At 46.2% G+C, this 17,618-nt stretch carries 10 protein-coding genes; 2 read left to right on the forward strand and 8 right to left on the reverse strand.

Annotated elements, in window-relative coordinates; all coding sequences use genetic code 11:
• Window positions 1-83: 83 nt before the first annotated feature.
• The 7 genes from DYD21_RS13420 to DYD21_RS13450 all read right to left on the reverse strand — a co-directional run bounded on the left by DYD21_RS13420 (window position 84) and on the right by DYD21_RS13450 (window position 13,031).
• Entirely contained in the window at window positions 84-4,010 is a 3,927-nt protein-coding gene (locus DYD21_RS13420; RefSeq protein ID WP_116037514.1) for a BspA family leucine-rich repeat surface protein, read from the reverse strand.
• Window positions 4,011-4,361: 351 nt separating this feature from the next.
• Entirely contained in the window at window positions 4,362-5,162 is an 801-nt protein-coding gene (locus DYD21_RS13425) for a hypothetical protein (protein ID WP_116037515.1), read from the reverse strand.
• A 64-nt stretch (window positions 5,163-5,226) separates the two neighbouring features.
• A complete protein-coding gene (locus tag DYD21_RS13430; RefSeq protein ID WP_116037516.1) occupies window positions 5,227-6,246 on the reverse strand; it encodes a PD40 domain-containing protein in 1,020 nt (339 codons plus the stop codon).
• A gap of 37 nt (window positions 6,247-6,283) precedes the next feature.
• Window positions 6,284-7,810: a T9SS type A sorting domain-containing protein gene (locus DYD21_RS13435; protein ID WP_116037517.1), complete on the reverse strand. Its 1,527-nt coding sequence runs from the start codon at window positions 7,808-7,810 to the stop codon at window positions 6,284-6,286.
• A gap of 163 nt (window positions 7,811-7,973) precedes the next feature.
• Window positions 7,974-10,745, reverse strand: a complete 2,772-nt coding sequence (locus DYD21_RS13440) for a T9SS type A sorting domain-containing protein (protein WP_116037518.1) — start codon at window positions 10,743-10,745, stop codon at window positions 7,974-7,976.
• Window positions 10,746-10,765: 20 nt separating this feature from the next.
• Window positions 10,766-11,842, reverse strand: coding sequence for a hypothetical protein (locus DYD21_RS13445; RefSeq protein WP_116037519.1), 1,077 nt, complete (start codon window positions 11,840-11,842; stop codon window positions 10,766-10,768).
• A 118-nt stretch (window positions 11,843-11,960) separates the two neighbouring features.
• Window positions 11,961-13,031, reverse strand: coding sequence for a hypothetical protein (locus tag DYD21_RS13450; protein WP_147303584.1), 1,071 nt, complete (start codon window positions 13,029-13,031; stop codon window positions 11,961-11,963).
• Window positions 13,032-13,450: 419 nt separating this feature from the next.
• Between DYD21_RS13450 and DYD21_RS13455 the strand changes: the two genes are divergently transcribed.
• Window positions 13,451-14,200 carry a LuxR C-terminal-related transcriptional regulator gene (locus tag DYD21_RS13455; protein ID WP_116037521.1) on the forward strand — a complete coding sequence of 250 codons (750 nt, stop codon included), beginning with the start codon at window positions 13,451-13,453 and terminating at the stop codon, window positions 14,198-14,200.
• Window positions 14,201-14,206: 6 nt separating this feature from the next.
• Here DYD21_RS13455 and DYD21_RS13460 read toward each other — a convergent pair whose 3' ends face one another.
• Window positions 14,207-15,046: an alpha/beta fold hydrolase gene (locus tag DYD21_RS13460; protein ID WP_158607290.1), complete on the reverse strand. Its 840-nt coding sequence runs from the start codon at window positions 15,044-15,046 to the stop codon at window positions 14,207-14,209.
• Window positions 15,047-15,316: 270 nt separating this feature from the next.
• Here DYD21_RS13460 and katG point away from each other — a divergent pair, with 270 nt between their 5' ends.
• On the forward strand, window positions 15,317-17,614 hold the full coding sequence (gene katG, locus DYD21_RS13465) for a catalase/peroxidase HPI (RefSeq protein ID WP_116037523.1): 2,298 nt from the start codon (window positions 15,317-15,319) through the stop codon (window positions 17,612-17,614).
• Window positions 17,615-17,618: the final 4 nt, after the last annotated feature.

A 17,618-nucleotide genomic window follows, 5' to 3' on the forward strand; every position in this document is an offset into this window, starting at 1 on the left:
GCCTGTTTTTTTAAGTGACGGAGTTTGCAGCTATTAAAAAATCCCGGAGGCTTTTACACACTCCGGGTTTTTTCTCTCCGTATCTATTTGATCAGCGACAGTTTTCTCGTCTCTGTAAAATCACCCGCCTGGATACGGTAGAGATAGATTCCGCTCGACAGGGCAGAGGCGTCAAAGTTTATCGTGTGCCAGCCGGCCGACTTCTGTTCATCCACCAGCATCGCTACTCTTTGACCGATGATGTTATAGACCTCCAGCCTGACCGGTGATGCCTCAGGAATGCCGTATCGAATGAGCGTGGATGGATTAAACGGGTTCGGATAATTCTGATTCAGGGTTAATTCCACCGGCCGTTCCTCGTTTTCAATAGAGGTAGTCAGTGCTGTTGTAAAGCTGAAAATTTCCGACCACGTGCCGTTCCCGGTCTCATTGCTGCCTCTTGCCCGCCAGTAATAGGTGCTTAAAGGGTCCAGACTTTCAGGTAGCTCAAACTCCGTTCCTCTGATATCTGAAAAGCTTGAAGTAATTTCATCAAACTCTTCTTCGAGTGACAGCTCAAGTGAATAGTGGGTGGCAAATTCCGCTTCTTCCCAACTGAATGTTGGCGTCAAATTTACATCTTCAGCACCACTTTCAGGAAGCAAAAGTTGAGCCCGGGGCGGAAATGGATCTCCACCTGTACGATCTGTAAAGCGTATGGTTAATGTTTTTTCCAGTTCCAGGGTGGGGCTTGCCGTATCGGCTATTGCAACTTCAATGACATCTCCCTCAAAGCCATTGGCTATGATATTGAAAATAAATGAATCGTCTCCCACAGGCTCTATCTTAAGCTTGTTTGGATCTGAAATCTCAAATTCGAACGGCAGTGTCTGAAATGAGAATGCTGTTTCGATTCGCACTCCAAGAGTATCATCGCCGGCCATTTCCAGTTCAATCACACCTTCGGGATTATCCGGTGTAGCGTTTACGAGAATATCTACAGGAACACCGAAAAATTCGCTGGCATCAAAAAAGAGATTAATCTCGGAATCAACTCCCGTGTTGATATTATCGGCAATGGTAATATTGAGTTCCCCGTCATCGCTTCTGCGGGCAGATGAGTAATTAAACCAGTAGAATGAATTACTTAAGCTTTCAAGTCTTTCTTGTATATCAACAAAATTGAGGACAATGTTATCAAAATCTTCTTCGATAATCGTACCGGCATTGCCAATGGCACGCAGTGTTTCCTCGTCAAAATCTTCCGGACGGTTTTCAACACCGATGGCAAACACCCGTTTTTCTCCCCGTGCTTCCAGCACCTCCTCGAGTGAGGTTGTTCCGGCAAGGTCACGGCCGTCCGTAAAGAGCAGCAAAAATCCTTGTGTGATGTTTGCAAAAGAAAATTCATCCTCCCAGAGATCCAGAGCTTTTACCACGGACCCGTGCACGTCTGTACCCGGTATATTGGTAATTGAAAAATCCTCGAGTGCAGAGAGCAGGGTATTTTTATCGGTAGTAAACGGAACCACCAGTTCAGAGTTCTCGGCAAAGATCTTAATGGCAATCTCCTGTTCCGGGGTTTTATTCCGGACGAACTCCTTGGCAGCTTCCTTAATCAATTCGATATTCTCCTCCCCGATACTCAGTGAATTATTGAGAAGCAGAACCGTTTTAAGCGCAGATTCAACATCCCCTTTTTGAGCCACCTGCAGGTTTGTTTCCGCTTCAACAATCGTGCGCCCGTTCTCAAGCAGCTGAAAATCATCCAGAGTGAGCGTAGAGATTCCCCTGCCATCCTGGTCAATAGCACTCAGAAATACGTTGATATTGCTTGGCCGGGATGTAAAGGCTGTATCGGCCCGTAATCGAATGAAAAAGCCATAATCGCCATTAATGATCCAATTATATTCATCTATCAGAATTTGGCGGGCATCAGCACCAGGAGCAGTATAGGTTAATCCATCAGCTCCCAACTCAACCCCATTCTGCAGATTCACCTGTTCCGACCACCCAATTAGTGTACTATTGTAGTTCTCTATGGATAAGCTGCTGTTGTTCAGCATATTGCGCATATGGATAACATTACTCACATCCCAGCTGCCGATATTCTGGTTGAAAGAGTTTGCACCAGAGAACATATCAGTCATATATCTCACGCTGCTCACATTCCAGCTGCTGATATCCTGATTGAAGGAACTTGCATCATAGAACATTCGATGCATATTGGTAACGCTACTCACATTCCAACTGCTAATATCCTGATTAAATGAGCTTGCATTATAAAATATTTGTCCCATATCTGTCATGCTGCTCACAACCCAGTTGCCGATATTCTGGTTGAAAGAGCTTGCACCATTAAACATTAAATTCATTCTGGTTACGCTGCTTACATCCCAGTTGCCTATATCCTGGTTAAACGAACTCGCATCCCAGAACATCTCCCTCATATCTCTCACGCTGCTCACATTCCAGCTTCCGATATGCTGGTTGAATGAACTCGCACCTCTGAACATCCCACTCATAGTTGTTACGCTACTCACATCCCAGCTGCTGATATCCTGGTTGAAAGAGCTCGCAACAAGAAACATATACGACATACCGGTCACGCTACTCACATTCCAACTGCCGATATTCTGGTTAAACGAACTCGCATACCTGAACATCTCGCTCATATTGGTCACACTGCTCACATCCCAGCTGCCGATATCTTGGTCAAACGAAATAGCATCCCAGAACATCCCTCGCATATTGGTCACATTGTTCACATTCCAACTGCCGATATCTCCATTAAAAGATTCGGCATTCTGGAACATCCAAGCCATGCTGATTACGTTATTGACATCCCAGTTACCTATATCCTGGTTAAACAAAGTCGCAAGCCGGAACATCTCCCTCATATCTCTCACACTGCTTACATTCCAGCTTCCGATATTCTGGTTGAAGGAACTTGCCCCCCAGAACATCTCGCTCATATTGGTCGCACTGCTCACATTCCAACCGCTGATATTCTGGTTAAACGAAGTCGCAAGCCGGAACATCTCGCTCACATCGGTCACATTGCTCACATCCCAACTACCTATATCCTGGTTGAAGGAGCTCGCACCGGCGAACATCGAACGCATATCCGTCACACTGCTTACAACCCAACTGTTGACATCCTGGTTGAAGGAGCTTGCCCCCCAGAACATCTCAATCATATTGGTCACACTGCTCACATTCCAACTGCCGATATCCTTATTAAAGGAACTCGCATCTCTGAACATCCCTTGCATAGTTGTCACATTACTCACATTCCAGCTGCCAATATTCTGATTGAAAGAACTGGCACCAGAGAACATTCCCCGCATAGTTGTCACGCTGCTCACATCCCAACTGTCGATATCTCCATTAAATGATTCGGCATTCTGGAACATTCCTTGTATAGCACTCACACTGCTCACATTCCATCCGCTAATATCTTGGTTGAAGGAACTCGCACTGTTGAACATGCCTCCCAAAGTTATTACGCTGCTCACATCCCAGTCGCCGATATCCTGGTTGAAGGAACTCGCACCAAAGAACATACTATTCATATCCTTCACGTTGCCTACATTCCAACTACCAATATCTCCATTAAAAGATTTGGCATTTCTGAACATCCAACGCATATCGGTCACGCTACTCACATTCCAGCTGCTGATATCCTGGTTAAACAAACTTGCCCCGCCGAACATCCTTCTCATAGTGGTCACACTACTTACATCCCAGCTACCAATATCTTGGTTGAAAGAACTCGCGCCGTAAAACATCATATACATATCCGTAATCCCACTCGTACAGCTTGTTGAGGCATTATCGGTGGTAATCTGATCGCGGGTTCGCTTTGTGTAGGTCACACCGTTTACTTCTCCGCTGTCGCCCACTTCGGCATCTGTGCACATGACGGTTACGCCGTTTTCGTGGAGGAAGAAATCCTGGGCAGTTGCACTATCTGGAGTGGCTGCAAGGGTTACAAGGAGTGTAAGTGGGAGAAGTAGCAGTGTTTTCATAGCAGGTGTCTGTGATCGTTAACCGGCTGCTCTCGGAGTTACCGGATGATTTTATGTGCGGATTATGGAGATTGCCAGAGTGCTGTTATCGGGGATGAGCCGGATTTGTAAATACCTATAAATGAGTATATTTCCATTTATTTTGGCAGTCTGCTTCTTCCTAAGGCATGATGACATTTACCATGGATCAAAAAAACCCGGAGGCTTTTACACACTCCGGGTTTTGCTCTCAACGCCGATTTTATCAGCGTTATCTATCTCTGTTATTATCTCTTGATTTACCTGGTACTTGAATAACCCATTTTTTTCATTTCCACTTTTGTAGAGCAAGAAATCTGAGTAACTATGCCTTTATAAAATTATACCAAACGTCACCATTGTTATGCTTGTATTGATGGGCGTATCGTAATCAAAAATGCCGGAAGAGCCGCCGCCTGATACGTGTTCGGTGTATTCTACATTCAGGTCACCAAAGGTCGTTTCTACTGAAAATAGTAAAGCACTGTAGCGCAGATTAAAACCGAGTCCGTGACGGAGGCCATAAGCGAGCTCTTCTTCTACATAGAACCTTTGACTGAAATCGTCCATTTGAGCATCAATTTCAGGCGGTACTCCTAAAGAGAACATGGGATTGTAGAACAGGTCAACAACCAGGTTTTGCACGGGGCTGATTGCCAGCACCGGACCAATTTTGAAATCTACCAGGTGGAATGGAGTGCTTGCATTCGTATAAATCTCGCTTATATTTCCCCAGTTGGGGGTGGTTTGGGAATAGTGCAGGCCGTAGACCAGCCCCAGCTCAGCACGCAGAGATCCGCCTCCAATGTTGTTGACCGCGTGCCCGAGGGACGACATTCCATACGCACCAATGGTGAATCCGCTTTCAGCGCCAAATCCGGACTCACCTGAAAGCATGTCGGTAAATGAATTGTTCGGGCTTGGCAAAGTTCCATACATTCCGGCTGGATTTGCCCAGCCTCCTTTGATGATAAACTCACCATCAAAAAGGGATGTCTGGTTAGCGGTTGACCGCTCAGCTTGTCTCTCTTCCCGCTCTTCCTGGCCGCCGCCGGTAAACTGAGCAACAGCGTGAGTGCTAAAGGATAAAAGCAGAAAAATCGTTAGTAGTATTGAATAGCTATACGTTTTCATAAGTCAGTCGTTTATTTCGAGTGTATAAGTGTAGTAATTCGTGAAATGGTTGATTTGGTAATCATTAGTTTTCGGGAAAATTCATTCGCCACACGTTAAATTTCCCATCCTCATTTCCGCGCTGGGCAAGAAAGTAGACATGGTTGCCACCGGGCGACCAGACGGGGGATACGTCATGCCCGCCGTGAAATGTAAGCTGCTGCAGCTGGGTTCCGTTAATCCTGACGCTGTAAAGATCCAGGTTTTGAGGGCGGTTTGATGTTGATCGGGTGGTTCCAACCATCACAATGGTTTCTCCATCCGGGGAGATATTCGGGCTTGAAAATCCAATTTCTGAATCACGAATAATGACCGTTTCAGAACCTGAATTCATATTGATCATCCAGATTTCTCCGCGCCCTTTGCCGTCACTGCTGTTCCGGGTTACAATCAGGTTTTCACCGTCGGGGGTGAGCGCCGGTGTGAAACCGGATGAATACTGGGTTTGAATAGAGGTGTTGAGATTGGTATTCCAGATAAAATATCGGTCACCATGCTGTTTAGTAAAGTAGATCGACTCTCCGTCCGGGGCGAACATCGGGCCTACCGCCACACCATCGCTCTGGCTGGTTACCTGCCGGATTGCCGCTCCTTCAGTGGCATTAATCATGTTGATAGTGCGTACACCGCTGTTACCGGAACCTCCGCGCTCTGTAAAGGCAATCCATCTGTCATCGGGAGAGAAGCTCATATCCAGAATATCCCGGTTAAAGGTACGCTGTGTGGTAGCCTGGCCACCACTGAGGTTTCGGATAATGATGTTGTTGAAGCTGTTTTCACGGCGCATATAGGCAATTCGCTCGTGATCATTCGAAACGGCGATCATCGGAGCCGCATACCAGCGCAGCATCCCGTCTGTGTTGGTGAAGATGTTCGGAAAAACCAGGTTTTCGTCAGATCGCGTTATCTGTGTGAAATTGATGCCTCCTTCTTCTTCAACACTCACTTCATGATAGTTTACCAGCGCCCCGGAAGGCACGCAGCTGATTAGTAAGAGTGTAAGTGATATGGCCAGTAAGGGCCATATCAGATTAATTTTATTCATAACTCTGTTCGTTTGGTTGATAGTTAGGTTTCGCCGTCTACTTCATCAGCGTCAGCTTTCTAGTCTCTGTAAATCCACCCGCCTGGATGCGATAGAGATAGATTCCGCTCGACAGGGCAGAGGCGTCAAAGTTTACCGTGTGCCAGCCGGCGGTTTTTTGTTCATCCGCCAGAAGGGCGACTCGCTGGCCTAACATGTTGAAAACTTCCAGACGAACATCGGTTCTTTCTGGCAGGGCGTACTCTATTGTTGTAGTTGGATTGAAAGGGTTGGGATAGTTTTGGGTGAGGGCAATCTCATCAGGTAGATCAGAATCCCTTATGTCGGAAGATGTGGCTTCTCCCCCTAAAAATTTGAAATCGAGATAATCTAAATCGAACAAAGCCAACCCGTGTGATTCCTCTCCTTCCATTTCATTAAAACTCCCGCCAACATATAAGCTGTTTTCATGTGATGTAATGGCATACACAGTACTTGAACTACCTGTCGTTCCGAGCTCTCCGAGATTTGAATAGGCTCCATCAGAAATCCTATATGCAACAAGATTACGCGATCCCCTTTCCCTGATAATGTCAGGATGTTCTCCTGTAAATATCGAGTCGAATGACCCTCCTATATATAAAATACCATCCGCTATATGAAGAGCCGAAACCGTACCAGAAATATTAAATGGCAGCGTAGACCACGTTTCATCTTCAATATTATAAACCGCAACACCCCTTACCGAAATGTCATTTAATTCATGTATGGTACCTCCTACGTATATATTACCATCATGTACCGCCATGGCTTCAATAAAACCCCGGACCGATCCATATCTAAGGGAGGTGATCAAGGGCTGCCATTCCTGGGTTATCAGATCGTATACTATCATTCCTCCGGCAGGTTCTTCCTCCATTTCTGAGAAACGCCCACCGATATACAATTTATCATCAACAACTAAATGATCTCTTGGGGTATTATCAATACCGGGATCCAGCGCACTCCACTGTCGTGACTCAAGGTTACCCGCAGCCATGTAGGTGTCATTCTCATTATTAAAGTGCCGGTTTCCAACAGACGCTCCGGTAAATACGGCTTCATTCCATATCGCAAAAGTTTTAATAGCCGATAAGCGCAACTCACTTACCCCAACATCTAACCATTCATTATCATCTATATTGATTCCTGCAAATCGGTTTGAAGTAAAGCCATCACTACTAAGAGGTGAGTCGCCCGGCGGCACAATGTTAGTAAAATCGCCCCCCATATAAAGGGTATTTTCATGTATCTGTAAGTCTTTGATCCAGGACGAATTAACTCCGTTGTAGAGGTCTTTGTAAAAAGGGCTCCAGGAGTTCGTATCCAAGGAGTAAATGGCTATTGGCTGCGATTTGTTTGCATCTTCATCGTATGTTATAATTCTGCCTGATACGTACAGCCGATCATTAAGAGGAACAATAGAATAAACAGTTCCTTCACCAGGAATTCCAATTGGTGTCCATCCGTTTTGTGCCTCTGCAATGTCACTGATACAGAATGCCAGCACTGTAAGTACAAAAAAGTGGTTGAATATTTTTTTCATTTTATTCCAGTGGTTTAAGAGAATTAAAATTTTTGATCCGGTTTGAAAAAGACTATGTAATAAGACTGTCCGGTTATGGAGTGAATTCTTCCATACATATTGCAGTGTCCGGACCCAGTCAGTTTCAGGCAGACAGAAAAGTCTTCTGCCCACCTGTTGATGTCTACTTCATCAGCGTCAGTTTTCTGGTCTCAGTAAATCCACCTGCCTGAATACGATAGAGGTAAATTCCGCTCGACAGGGCAGAGGCGTCAAAGTTTACCGTGTGCCAGCCGGCGGTTTTCTGTTCATCTACGAGGATTGCAACACGTTGCCCGATGATGTTATAGACCTCCAGCCTGATCGGTGACGCTTCAGGTATGCCGTAGCGAATAAGCGTGGAGGGATTAAACGGGTTGGGGTAGTTCTGGCGAAGTGTAAACTCTGCCGGGATCTCTTCCCCTTCAATGGATGTAGCCATCCGGGTAGTGAATGACCAGACGTCGCTCCACTCTCCGATACCGCCGCCGCTTGATGCATTCACCCGCCAGAAATACTCCGTGCCTGAATCGAGATCCTCGCCAACCAGAAGTTCAGCTCCCTCTACACCGGAGGTATCAGCTACCAGGTCATCGCCCTCAAATGATTGGGTGAGCGACAGTTGCAGCCGGTATGACAGAGCATCGTCAGACGGCTCCCAGCTAAGCACCGGGCTGACTTCGATATCCGGAGCACCATCTTCAGGAGTTAATAGTGCAACCTGTGCCGGCGGGGCCGGCAGCGTGCTGAAATTCCACACGTTGCTCCACTCACTTTCGCCGCCATCATTCACAGCTTTTACGCGCCAGTGATAGGCGGAGTCAAAATCGATTAGCCCATCTGCCGCGAGGCTGGTATCGGCCAGTGTTGAATCAAGTACAACGTTTTCAAACGTGTTGCTTTCTGAAAGCTGAAGACGGTAGTGATTCACCTCTTCGCCGGCAAACCATATCAGTGATGTATCCGGCGCTACATCTGCAGTACCATCATTGGGGGCAAATAGCTCTACAACCTCAGGCTGTTCAGGGATGGTCGTAAAGCTCCAGGTACTGCTCCATTCACCGGTTTGCCACTGATTCAATCCGCGAACCTTCCAGTAGTACTGCGTGGAGAACCCGAGCTCATCCGCCAGGGAAATAGTGATTGTCTCTTCATTATCTATGGTCCCGGATCCTTCAACCGAAATGCCCGTTGAGTCTGAGATGATTTGAGTAAACTCATCATCAAGGGCGAGTCTGAACTCATACTCCTCAGCCGATTCACTGATTTGCCAGCTGAATTCCGGCATGAGGTTGACCGATGCGGTATCGCTGGCGGGAGATTGCAGCAGAATTTCAGCTACGTGATTCGGAACCTGGTTGTTGAAGAATACGGTATCGGCCGTTATTGCAGCACCGGATTCCTGAAGCGTAATCAATCGGCTTCCATCTGTACCAGTCCCGACGTTTTCCTCCCACACACCATTTTCGGCATCACCGGGTGGGGCGTAGTAGAATCTGTATTCTATTTCATCGCCCTCTTCACCGAACACATTTTCTGCAATCCCTTCATAGATTCCGGGTGAAGATTCTTCCATGAGTGTAAGGTCGAATCCATTGAAATCTGCCCTGATATAAACGTTTTCGCTCTCCGGATCGAACTTTTGGTCGTTTTCATATACGGACATATCTACCGAAAAGGTGATATCACGAAACGCATCAGAAATTGTAAACGATTCTGTTTTCGGAATACCCCAGGTGCCGGATTCACTCCGGGCGCGCACAGACAGGTTGTAATTTCCGGCTTCAAAACCGGATGTTGGAAGAAGGGTTTCGATATCGATCTCCACCCCGGGACTCACCTGGATGGCCGTTCCCTGCCCGGTTCCGGGATCATCCCCGAAGAAATATTCGAGTGAAGCGATCGGTTCCGGTTCCCCGACAACTCCTTCGGGTGTAATGTAGAAAGGCCGTGCTTCGGGCAGTCCCCAGCTTCCGCTCCCATTCTGAGCCCGAATAAAAAGGGTGTGGAAACCTGCATCCAGTGACGCCGTTGCCAGCGCATCCTGCAGATCGATTTCAGTTCCTTCCGTAATGCTTAGTGGGGTTCCATTACCGGTTCCCGGATCATCATTGAAGAAGTACTCCATCTGTGTGATGGGGGACGGCTCAGCCACGGAGGGAGCATCGGTGATGTAAAAAGGCCGAGCTTCGGGAAGCCCCCAGCTTCCGCTCTCATTTTGAGCCCGTACAAAGAGGGTATGGAAACCTGCATCCAGTGACGCCGTGGCCAGTGCATCCTGCAGATCGATGTCGGTTCCTTCCGTAATACTTACCGATGTACCACTGCCGGTTCCGGGATCATCATTGAAGAAGTACTCCATCTGTGTGATGGGGGATGGCTCAGCCGCTGAGGGAGCATCCGTGATATAAAAAGGGCGCGCTTCGGGCAGTCCCCAGCTTCCGCTCCCATTCTGAGCCCGAACAAAGAGGGTGTGAAATCCTGCATCCAGTGACGCTGTGGACACCACATCCTGCAGATCGATGTCAGTACCTTCCGTGATGCTCACCGGTGTTCCACTGCCGGTTCCCGGATCATCATTTAAAAAGTACTCCATTTGTGTGATGGGGGATGGTTCAGCCGCGGATGGAGAATCCGTAATATAAAAAGGCCGCGCTTCAGGCAGGCCCCAGTCGCCATCACTGTTTTGAGCCCGTATAAAAAGGGTATGAAAACCGGCGCTGAGCGATTCGGTCGTAATGGAGATGTTTTGGTCAATTTCCGAACCGCTGGTTATAGCTATGGATGTTCCGTTTCCATAGCCGGGATCGGTGTTGATGAAATACTCCATAGCTGTGATGTCGGACTTCGCCTGGCCGAGTGTCGGCAGAAATATCACACAGAGCAAGAGTGCAGAAAATCGTAATAAATATTTCATGATGTTCTCCTGATTTGTGATTAATTCCCTCTTGCGCGGATGGTTACGTCAAGATTCTGATCCTGTCCTATGAGTGCGGGAACATCTAATAGCTGGATAAGAGGTAAGGGCACACCGGTTATGTCGAATGGGTTTGAACCTCCGGAGATTCCCATGTCAGTACCATCGCTGCCGGCGTCAATGGCCGGGGAGCCGGCTTCAAGGTCAGGGTTCCATGCAAAATCCCATGCCGATCGGGTCTGTTCGAGATTTACGAACTGGGGATCCTGGCCTTCAATATTACCCGATCCTGTATTGCCTTCCTCCCCTATTGGAAACTGATCATTTGCCGGTGCAAAAAGCAGATTGTTGGTAAAGACCGTGTTTCTTGCACCATAGTTCGTGCTCGTAGTGATACCATTTCCGTAGAAGATATTATTTCTCACAACAGCGTCATCCAGTTTAAAAGGACTTCCCCCCGTATCATTAATAAAGAGATTATTGCGAATTACGGCGTTGTTATTAGCATGAATAAATGACGAATATGAAGTACTATTACTTCCGCGGGTAAAAATGTTGTTGGATATTAGTACGCTTCCTGAGTCATAAATATCCAGTGCGAACGTCGATGTACCAACACTGGAACGCCAAATATTGTTTAGGACAATCAACCCGCCAACAATGTCATCATTAACTGTAAAAACACGGTCGTCGAACACATTTTTACTGAACACAAGTTGATCTGCGCCTTCATGAATTTGAACGGTACCTGTAAACCACAATCCCATTGCGGAGCTGCCGGCAGAGTTGCTTTGGAAGTTGAGGCCATCGATTCGTGCAGGTACACTGGTTTCGTTATCAGGATTAAAGCCGACCCCGTAAAGCGATACTTTCTTGTTGATATCGGCACGCTCATACGTTGTGCTTCCAGGGATAATATGAATAATATCCCCGTCACTGGCCGCATCTACAGCCGCTTGAATCGTACCATATACATTGCTGCCGCCTGGTGTCCCGGCATTATTATTCACCACGTGCACAGATTGTGCATAGACATTACCAGTTATGGTAATCAGTGACAGGAGTGTGATTAGGGTGATTTTTATTGTGTTTTTCATTTTGATAGCTCTTTTTTATGAATTGTGACATTTAAAATGTTGGACTGAGGTATTGCTTTGAGACGAGACCTGTCAGGTTTCGGAAACCTGACAGGTCTTAATGAGAGTTGAATTAAAACTAATTCCCTCTTGCGCGAATCGTTACATCAAGGTCCTGATCGGTGCCAATCATGGCAGGCAGATTGAGCGTCTGGATGAGCGGACGCGGCACGCCGGTAAGATCAAAGGATGCGGAGCCGCCAAAAATTCCGAGATCAGATCCGTCGGTACCGGCACCGATGGCAGGAGAGCCGGTCTGGAGAGTGGGGTCCCAGGTGAAATTCCAGGTACTGTTTGTTGTAGCCAGATCCACAAACTGAGGATCTGCATTTTCCAGATTCCCGGAACCGGTATTATTATCCTCGCCGATGGGGAATTCACCCCCTTCAAATACAAGGTTATTTTGGAAAGATGTGTATTGAACGCGTGTAGCAGATGTACTTGTGCTATTAGGACGAATACCATAAAAGATATTGTTAAAAACCTGTGCGTTATTTAGCGAGCCAAAAGCTGAGTCGGTGCTTGAAGTTCCAATGAACATGTTATGAGAAATCAATGTTTGATTTCCCGCAGTAACATAGTGTGAAGATCTAATAAAAATATTGTTGGTTATTATGACATTTGAGGTGCTATTTCCGGTATGAAGATTTATAGTTGCCGAATTTGAACTACTATCTTCAAATAAGTTGTTTTGAATAATCAGGCCATTTATTGTACTGCTTACATTCTGCCTGATATTGCTACCAAACCGATTGTTTCTGATCGTCAGATTCGAAGTCGCAACATCACTATTTATTGTTATTCCGCTGAGCCAGAGCCCTTCAATGGTTGTTCCGTTTGCATTATTTTCAATGGTAATCTGACTAACCCTGCTCAGGATAGGCGCCTGCTTATCCGGATTGATCCCGATGCCGAAGATTTGGAGCTGCTTGTCAACTGTAAAACTGCCATAATTCTCCTGGCTGGGGACGATGTGAATAATATCTCCGTCAACGGCGGCTGTTATAGCGTCATCGACGGAGGTGTATACGTTGCTGCCCCCCGGTGAGCCGGGAGTGTTATTTACCACATGTATGGTTTGAGCGCTTAAAGTGACTGCTCCTGAGAGAAACAGAATGAATATGATGGTAAGAGTATGAAGTGGTTTCATGGTAATTGTTTTTATATAGGGTGCGTAGTTACTGTTTTCTTTATGGGGGATTGGATCATTTTCCCATCCCTGTATGTATCTAAACTCGATTAAAGCAATCCATCGCAGACTGTACATTTGTTCTGGTCTTCTGATGTAAGCCAACCATTTTCGTGGATTTAGACTATTATCGGGGAGTGGTCGCGTTCGTGAATACTTAGAAATGAGTATATTTGTGGTGTTTTTGCGAACACCCTCTCTCTTTTTGTTTAACCCTGAGCCTTCAGAATACAGATTGGTGTTCTATGGTATCACCTGCTATTCTCCTGATTTATTATCGAATTGATGGTATTAGATTATCTCGTACAAATAAATTAGGAAATTGTTACTTTGACCAAAGTTGGCACATAAATACTTGATAAATATCATCTGAATTACCCATGAAGTGGATTCATCAGAATGTGAAATATCTCCGGGAAAATCGACTCAGTGTCCATGATCCTCAAAAAGAGATAGACAGAGCCCTTGAAAGCATAAAGAGTTTCAAACCCATTGGGAATCAATTTGTCTATGCTGCAAGTTACTTTACGGAGGATCTTTCCATGCCTTATATATCATCCGGTGTAAAACGTGTATTGGGATATGAGCCTCAGCAGATCAAAAATCTCTCCTTTTTTTATGATCGGATTCACCCGGATGACCTTGACTCAGTCAAAGATCTGACTGCAGATGCAATAGATGCTTTATCGGGTAAATCCGGTATCAAGCTGCTTGACCATGTTTTTCATCTTACCTATCGCATGAGGCATAAAAACGGAAGTTATGTGAATGTGCAGCGGCAAACCGGTTTGCTCACAAGGGATGGCAATCACAATATGCTCACGTCATTCGGGATTTATACGGATGTAACTCACCTAACCAATAGCAGCGAAGTTCAGGCGATGATGAGCGGGCCGGAAATTCCCGGATTTAATTTTGGAACTCCGGAATCCAACTCAAATCCTAACTTCACAAAACGCGAAAAAGAGATTATCGATGAACTTGCCGCGGGATTGAGCAGTGATGAGATTGCAAAAAAACTATTCATAGCCAAAGTTACGGTAAATACCCATCGGCGAAATATTCTGCGAAAAGCCGGTGTAAGCAATACCGCCGGTTTGATTGCATATGTATTTAAAAATGGGCTTTAAACCGGGTTAACTCTCCCTGGAATCAACAAAAGAGATGTATTCGGCAAGTAAGCTATTAACAGCTTCAGAGGCCTCAAGCTGAACACAATGCCCTGCTTCGGGAATAATTTGAGGGCTGTTTTGCCAGCCGGTTGATTCGGCAATTTCCTTCACGTAGTCTGCATTGATCAGCTCATCCTTTTCACCCAATACCAGTGCAGGTGCAATTCCAATGCTGACGAGTTCCCGTAATTCGTCTTTATAATCACCGGTTGCAACTGATTGCCCCAGGCTGCTTCTGAGTGTTGGATCTGTTTTCGAAAAAGCATTTTTGATTTTTTTCGAAGCGTCAGCCGAACCGTTATGCATGGAGTCTGCAAGAATGTCCAGCTCTTCTCTTGTTAATTCATCTTTGAAAAGCAGACCCATCGCTGGGTGATCATTAAAAGGAGCTGCCGGCATTTCTGATGTTGTAAGCGGAGGTGTGCCCATTAAAAAGAACCCCTTCAAACCGTCAATATCTGAAGCTGCCTGGATGCACAGATGGCCGCCCAGTGAATGCCCCATAAGAATAAGGTCCTCATCAATCACATTTCCGGCAAATTCACTGATAAAGTCAGCCATCCCTTTAATCGAAAACCGGGATGTATCAGTTTTACTATTTACCTCAGTATCTCCATTGCCCGGTAAATCCACTGCAATCAGGCGATATTGATCAAGCTGTTCAGATTCAAGCTGAGGGAGAAACGTTTCTTTTGACAATGAGTTGCCATGCACCATCAGAATGGTTGCAGAGGCATCATTTGCGGTTTTTTCAAAATACGAAGCGTGACAGGAAGAGAGTTTAACAGATTTTTTTGAGAGCATATTATCTGAAAGAGATTGGTTAATGGGAACCCACAAACCTACCATTGTAATTTTAAATATAAAAAAACTCAACCCTGATTGGAGCCCGCCACAATCAGGGTTGAGTTTCTTTAAGGGTAAATCTATTCTCTCAACACCCATCACATAAACTTCTCAAATCATTGCAATAGTATATTTCTATTTATTCCGGAACTCATATGAGTAAATGATTTGGTAAGTTTACACCATAGAAAATAGGTGATAAAAAATTTAACGTAAAAAAAGCGGCATATGGACACTTCAGAAAAAAATAACACTGGCAACGAATCCTCAACCAGGCAAGATAAACAAACTACAGGCAACGAATCCTCAACTAATCAAGAAAAATCCGAAAGCAAATGCCCATTCCACAACGGCAACGGGTCTTACCGGGAAGTAGCCGGAAGCGGTACAAAAAACCACGATTGGTGGCCGAATAAATTAAATATAGACATACTCCGCCAGCATTCATCGCTTTCAAATCCAATGGGCGAAGATTTCGACTACTCAAAAGAGTTTCAAAAACTGGATTTGTATGAGGTAAAAAAGGATCTGCATGAGTTAATGACCGATTCACAGGAATGGTGGCCGGCAGACTGGGGGCATTATGGCGGGCTTTTTATTCGAATGGCATGGCACAGCGCCGGAACCTATCGTGTAGCTGACGGCCGCGGCGGGGCAAGCACCGGAAACCAGAGATATGCACCACTGAATAGCTGGCCAGATAACGTGAGTCTCGATAAAGCGCGCCGGCTCTTATGGCCAATTAAACAGAAGTATGGAAAAGCACTCTCCTGGGCCGACCTGATGATTCTTACTGGAAACGTAGCCCTGGAATCCATGGGTTTTGAAACATTTGGTTTCGGCGGCGGCCGGGCAGATGTCTGGGAGCCGGAAAAAGATATTAACTGGGGTCCGGAACATGAATGGCTTGGAAATGAGCGGCATGATGATGACGGAAACCTGGAAGGACGCCTGGCAGCGGACCATATGGGTCTGATTTATGTAAATCCTGAAGGCCCCAACGGAGAGCCAGATCCGGCAAAATCTGCAAAATTTATACGACAGTCATTCAAACGAATGGCCATGAATGATGAAGAAACCGTGGCGCTGATTGCCGGCGGCCATACCTTCGGAAAAGTGCACGGCGCTGCACCGGAAGACCATAACGGTCCCGATCCTGAAGCCGCACCAATGGAACAGATGGGACTTGGCTGGGCCAACAGTTATGGAACTGGTAAAGGAGCTGATACCATCACAAGTGGTCTTGAAGGCGCCTGGACAGAAAACCCAACTCAATGGGATATGGGATTCTTTGAGAACTTATTTAAGTACGACTGGGAGCTGACCAAAAGCCCGGCTGGTGCATGGCAGTGGGAGCCGAAAGATGGTACGGGAGACGGAACTGTACCGGATGCCCACGATCCTGATAAGAGGAACGCGCCAATGATGCTCACAACCGATCTTGCATTAAAAGTAGATCCTGAGTACGAGAAAATTTCACGCCGTTTCTTAGAGAATCCTGATGAGTTTGCCGATGCGTTTGCACGAGCATGGTTTAAACTCGTTCATCGCGATATGGGTCCGAAATCACGATATCTTGGCCCGGAAGTTCCCGAAGAGGATTTAATTTGGCAGGATCCAATTCCTGAAGTAGATCATGAACTGGTGAACGAACAGGATATTGATTCACTGAAAGGTGAGATTCTTAACTCCGGACTCACTGTCTCTGAACTGGTTTCAGCAGCATGGGCGTCCGCATCAACCTATCGCGACTCTGACAAGCGCGGGGGTGCGAATGGTGCCCGGGTTCGACTGACTCCTCAGAAAAACTGGGAAGTAAATAATCCGAGACAGTTATCTAAAACACTGAATACCCTCGACGGTATCCGGGAAAATTTTAATAATGCTCAATCAGGAAATAAGAAAGTTTCTCTTGCAGACCTGATCGTATTAGGCGGATGTGCAGCAATCGAAAAAGCAGCCAAAGATGCAGGCCATGCTGTCACAGTACCTTTTACTCCAGGACGGACCGATGCGTCAGAAGATCAGACAGACGCCGAGTCATTTGAATGGATGGAACCGGAAGCCGACGGATTCCGAAACTATTTCAAACCAAACCCGAAGCGTAAAGCTACATTCGAAGAATTGCTGGTCGATAAGGCTCAGCTGATGACACTGACTGCACCCGAAATGACGGTGTTGATTGGCGGGATGAGAGTGCTGGATACCAACTACAACGGAACCCGGCATGGCGTTTTTTCAGATAAACCGGAAACACTTTCCAACGATTTCTTCCTCAATCTTCTCGATCTTAGCTACGAATGGAAACCCACTTCAGAAGAAAGGGAACTGTTTGAAGGGCGGGATCGTGACACCGGCGAAGCCAAATGGACTGCAACTCGGGCTGACCTTATTTTCGGTTCAAATTCCGAGCTTCGCGCACTTGCCGAAGTATATGGAAGTGCCGATGCAGAGGAGAAGTTTATACAAGACTTCATCAACGCGTGGGATAAGGTGATGAACCTCGACCGCTTTGATCTGAAGTAAAGAA

This window comes from Rhodohalobacter sp. SW132 (genome assembly GCF_003390325.1).
In the GTDB taxonomy this organism is placed as follows: Bacteria; Bacteroidota; Rhodothermia; order Balneolales; family Balneolaceae; genus SW132.

Bases quoted from the DNA above. Each gene is read 5' to 3' on its own strand.
- DYD21_RS13455 (WP_116037521.1), top strand. From the start codon at position 13,451: ATGAAGTGGATTCATCAGAATGTGAAATATCTCCGGGAAAATCGACTC.
- DYD21_RS13430 (WP_116037516.1), bottom strand. From the start codon at position 6,246: ATGAATAAAATTAATCTGATATGGCCCTTACTGGCCATATCACTTACA.
- DYD21_RS13445 (WP_116037519.1), bottom strand. From the start codon at position 11,842: ATGAAAAACACAATAAAAATCACCCTAATCACACTCCTGTCACTGATT.
- DYD21_RS13460 (WP_158607290.1), bottom strand. From the start codon at position 15,046: ATGCTCTCAAAAAAATCTGTTAAACTCTCTTCCTGTCACGCTTCGTAT.
- DYD21_RS13420 (WP_116037514.1), bottom strand. From the start codon at position 4,010: ATGAAAACACTGCTACTTCTCCCACTTACACTCCTTGTAACCCTTGCA.
- DYD21_RS13440 (WP_116037518.1), bottom strand. From the start codon at position 10,745: ATGAAATATTTATTACGATTTTCTGCACTCTTGCTCTGTGTGATATTT.
- DYD21_RS13450 (WP_147303584.1), bottom strand. From the start codon at position 13,031: ATGAAACCACTTCATACTCTTACCATCATATTCATTCTGTTTCTCTCA.
- katG (WP_116037523.1), top strand. From the start codon at position 15,317: ATGGACACTTCAGAAAAAAATAACACTGGCAACGAATCCTCAACCAGG.
- DYD21_RS13435 (WP_116037517.1), bottom strand. From the start codon at position 7,810: ATGAAAAAAATATTCAACCACTTTTTTGTACTTACAGTGCTGGCATTC.
- DYD21_RS13425 (WP_116037515.1), bottom strand. From the start codon at position 5,162: ATGAAAACGTATAGCTATTCAATACTACTAACGATTTTTCTGCTTTTA.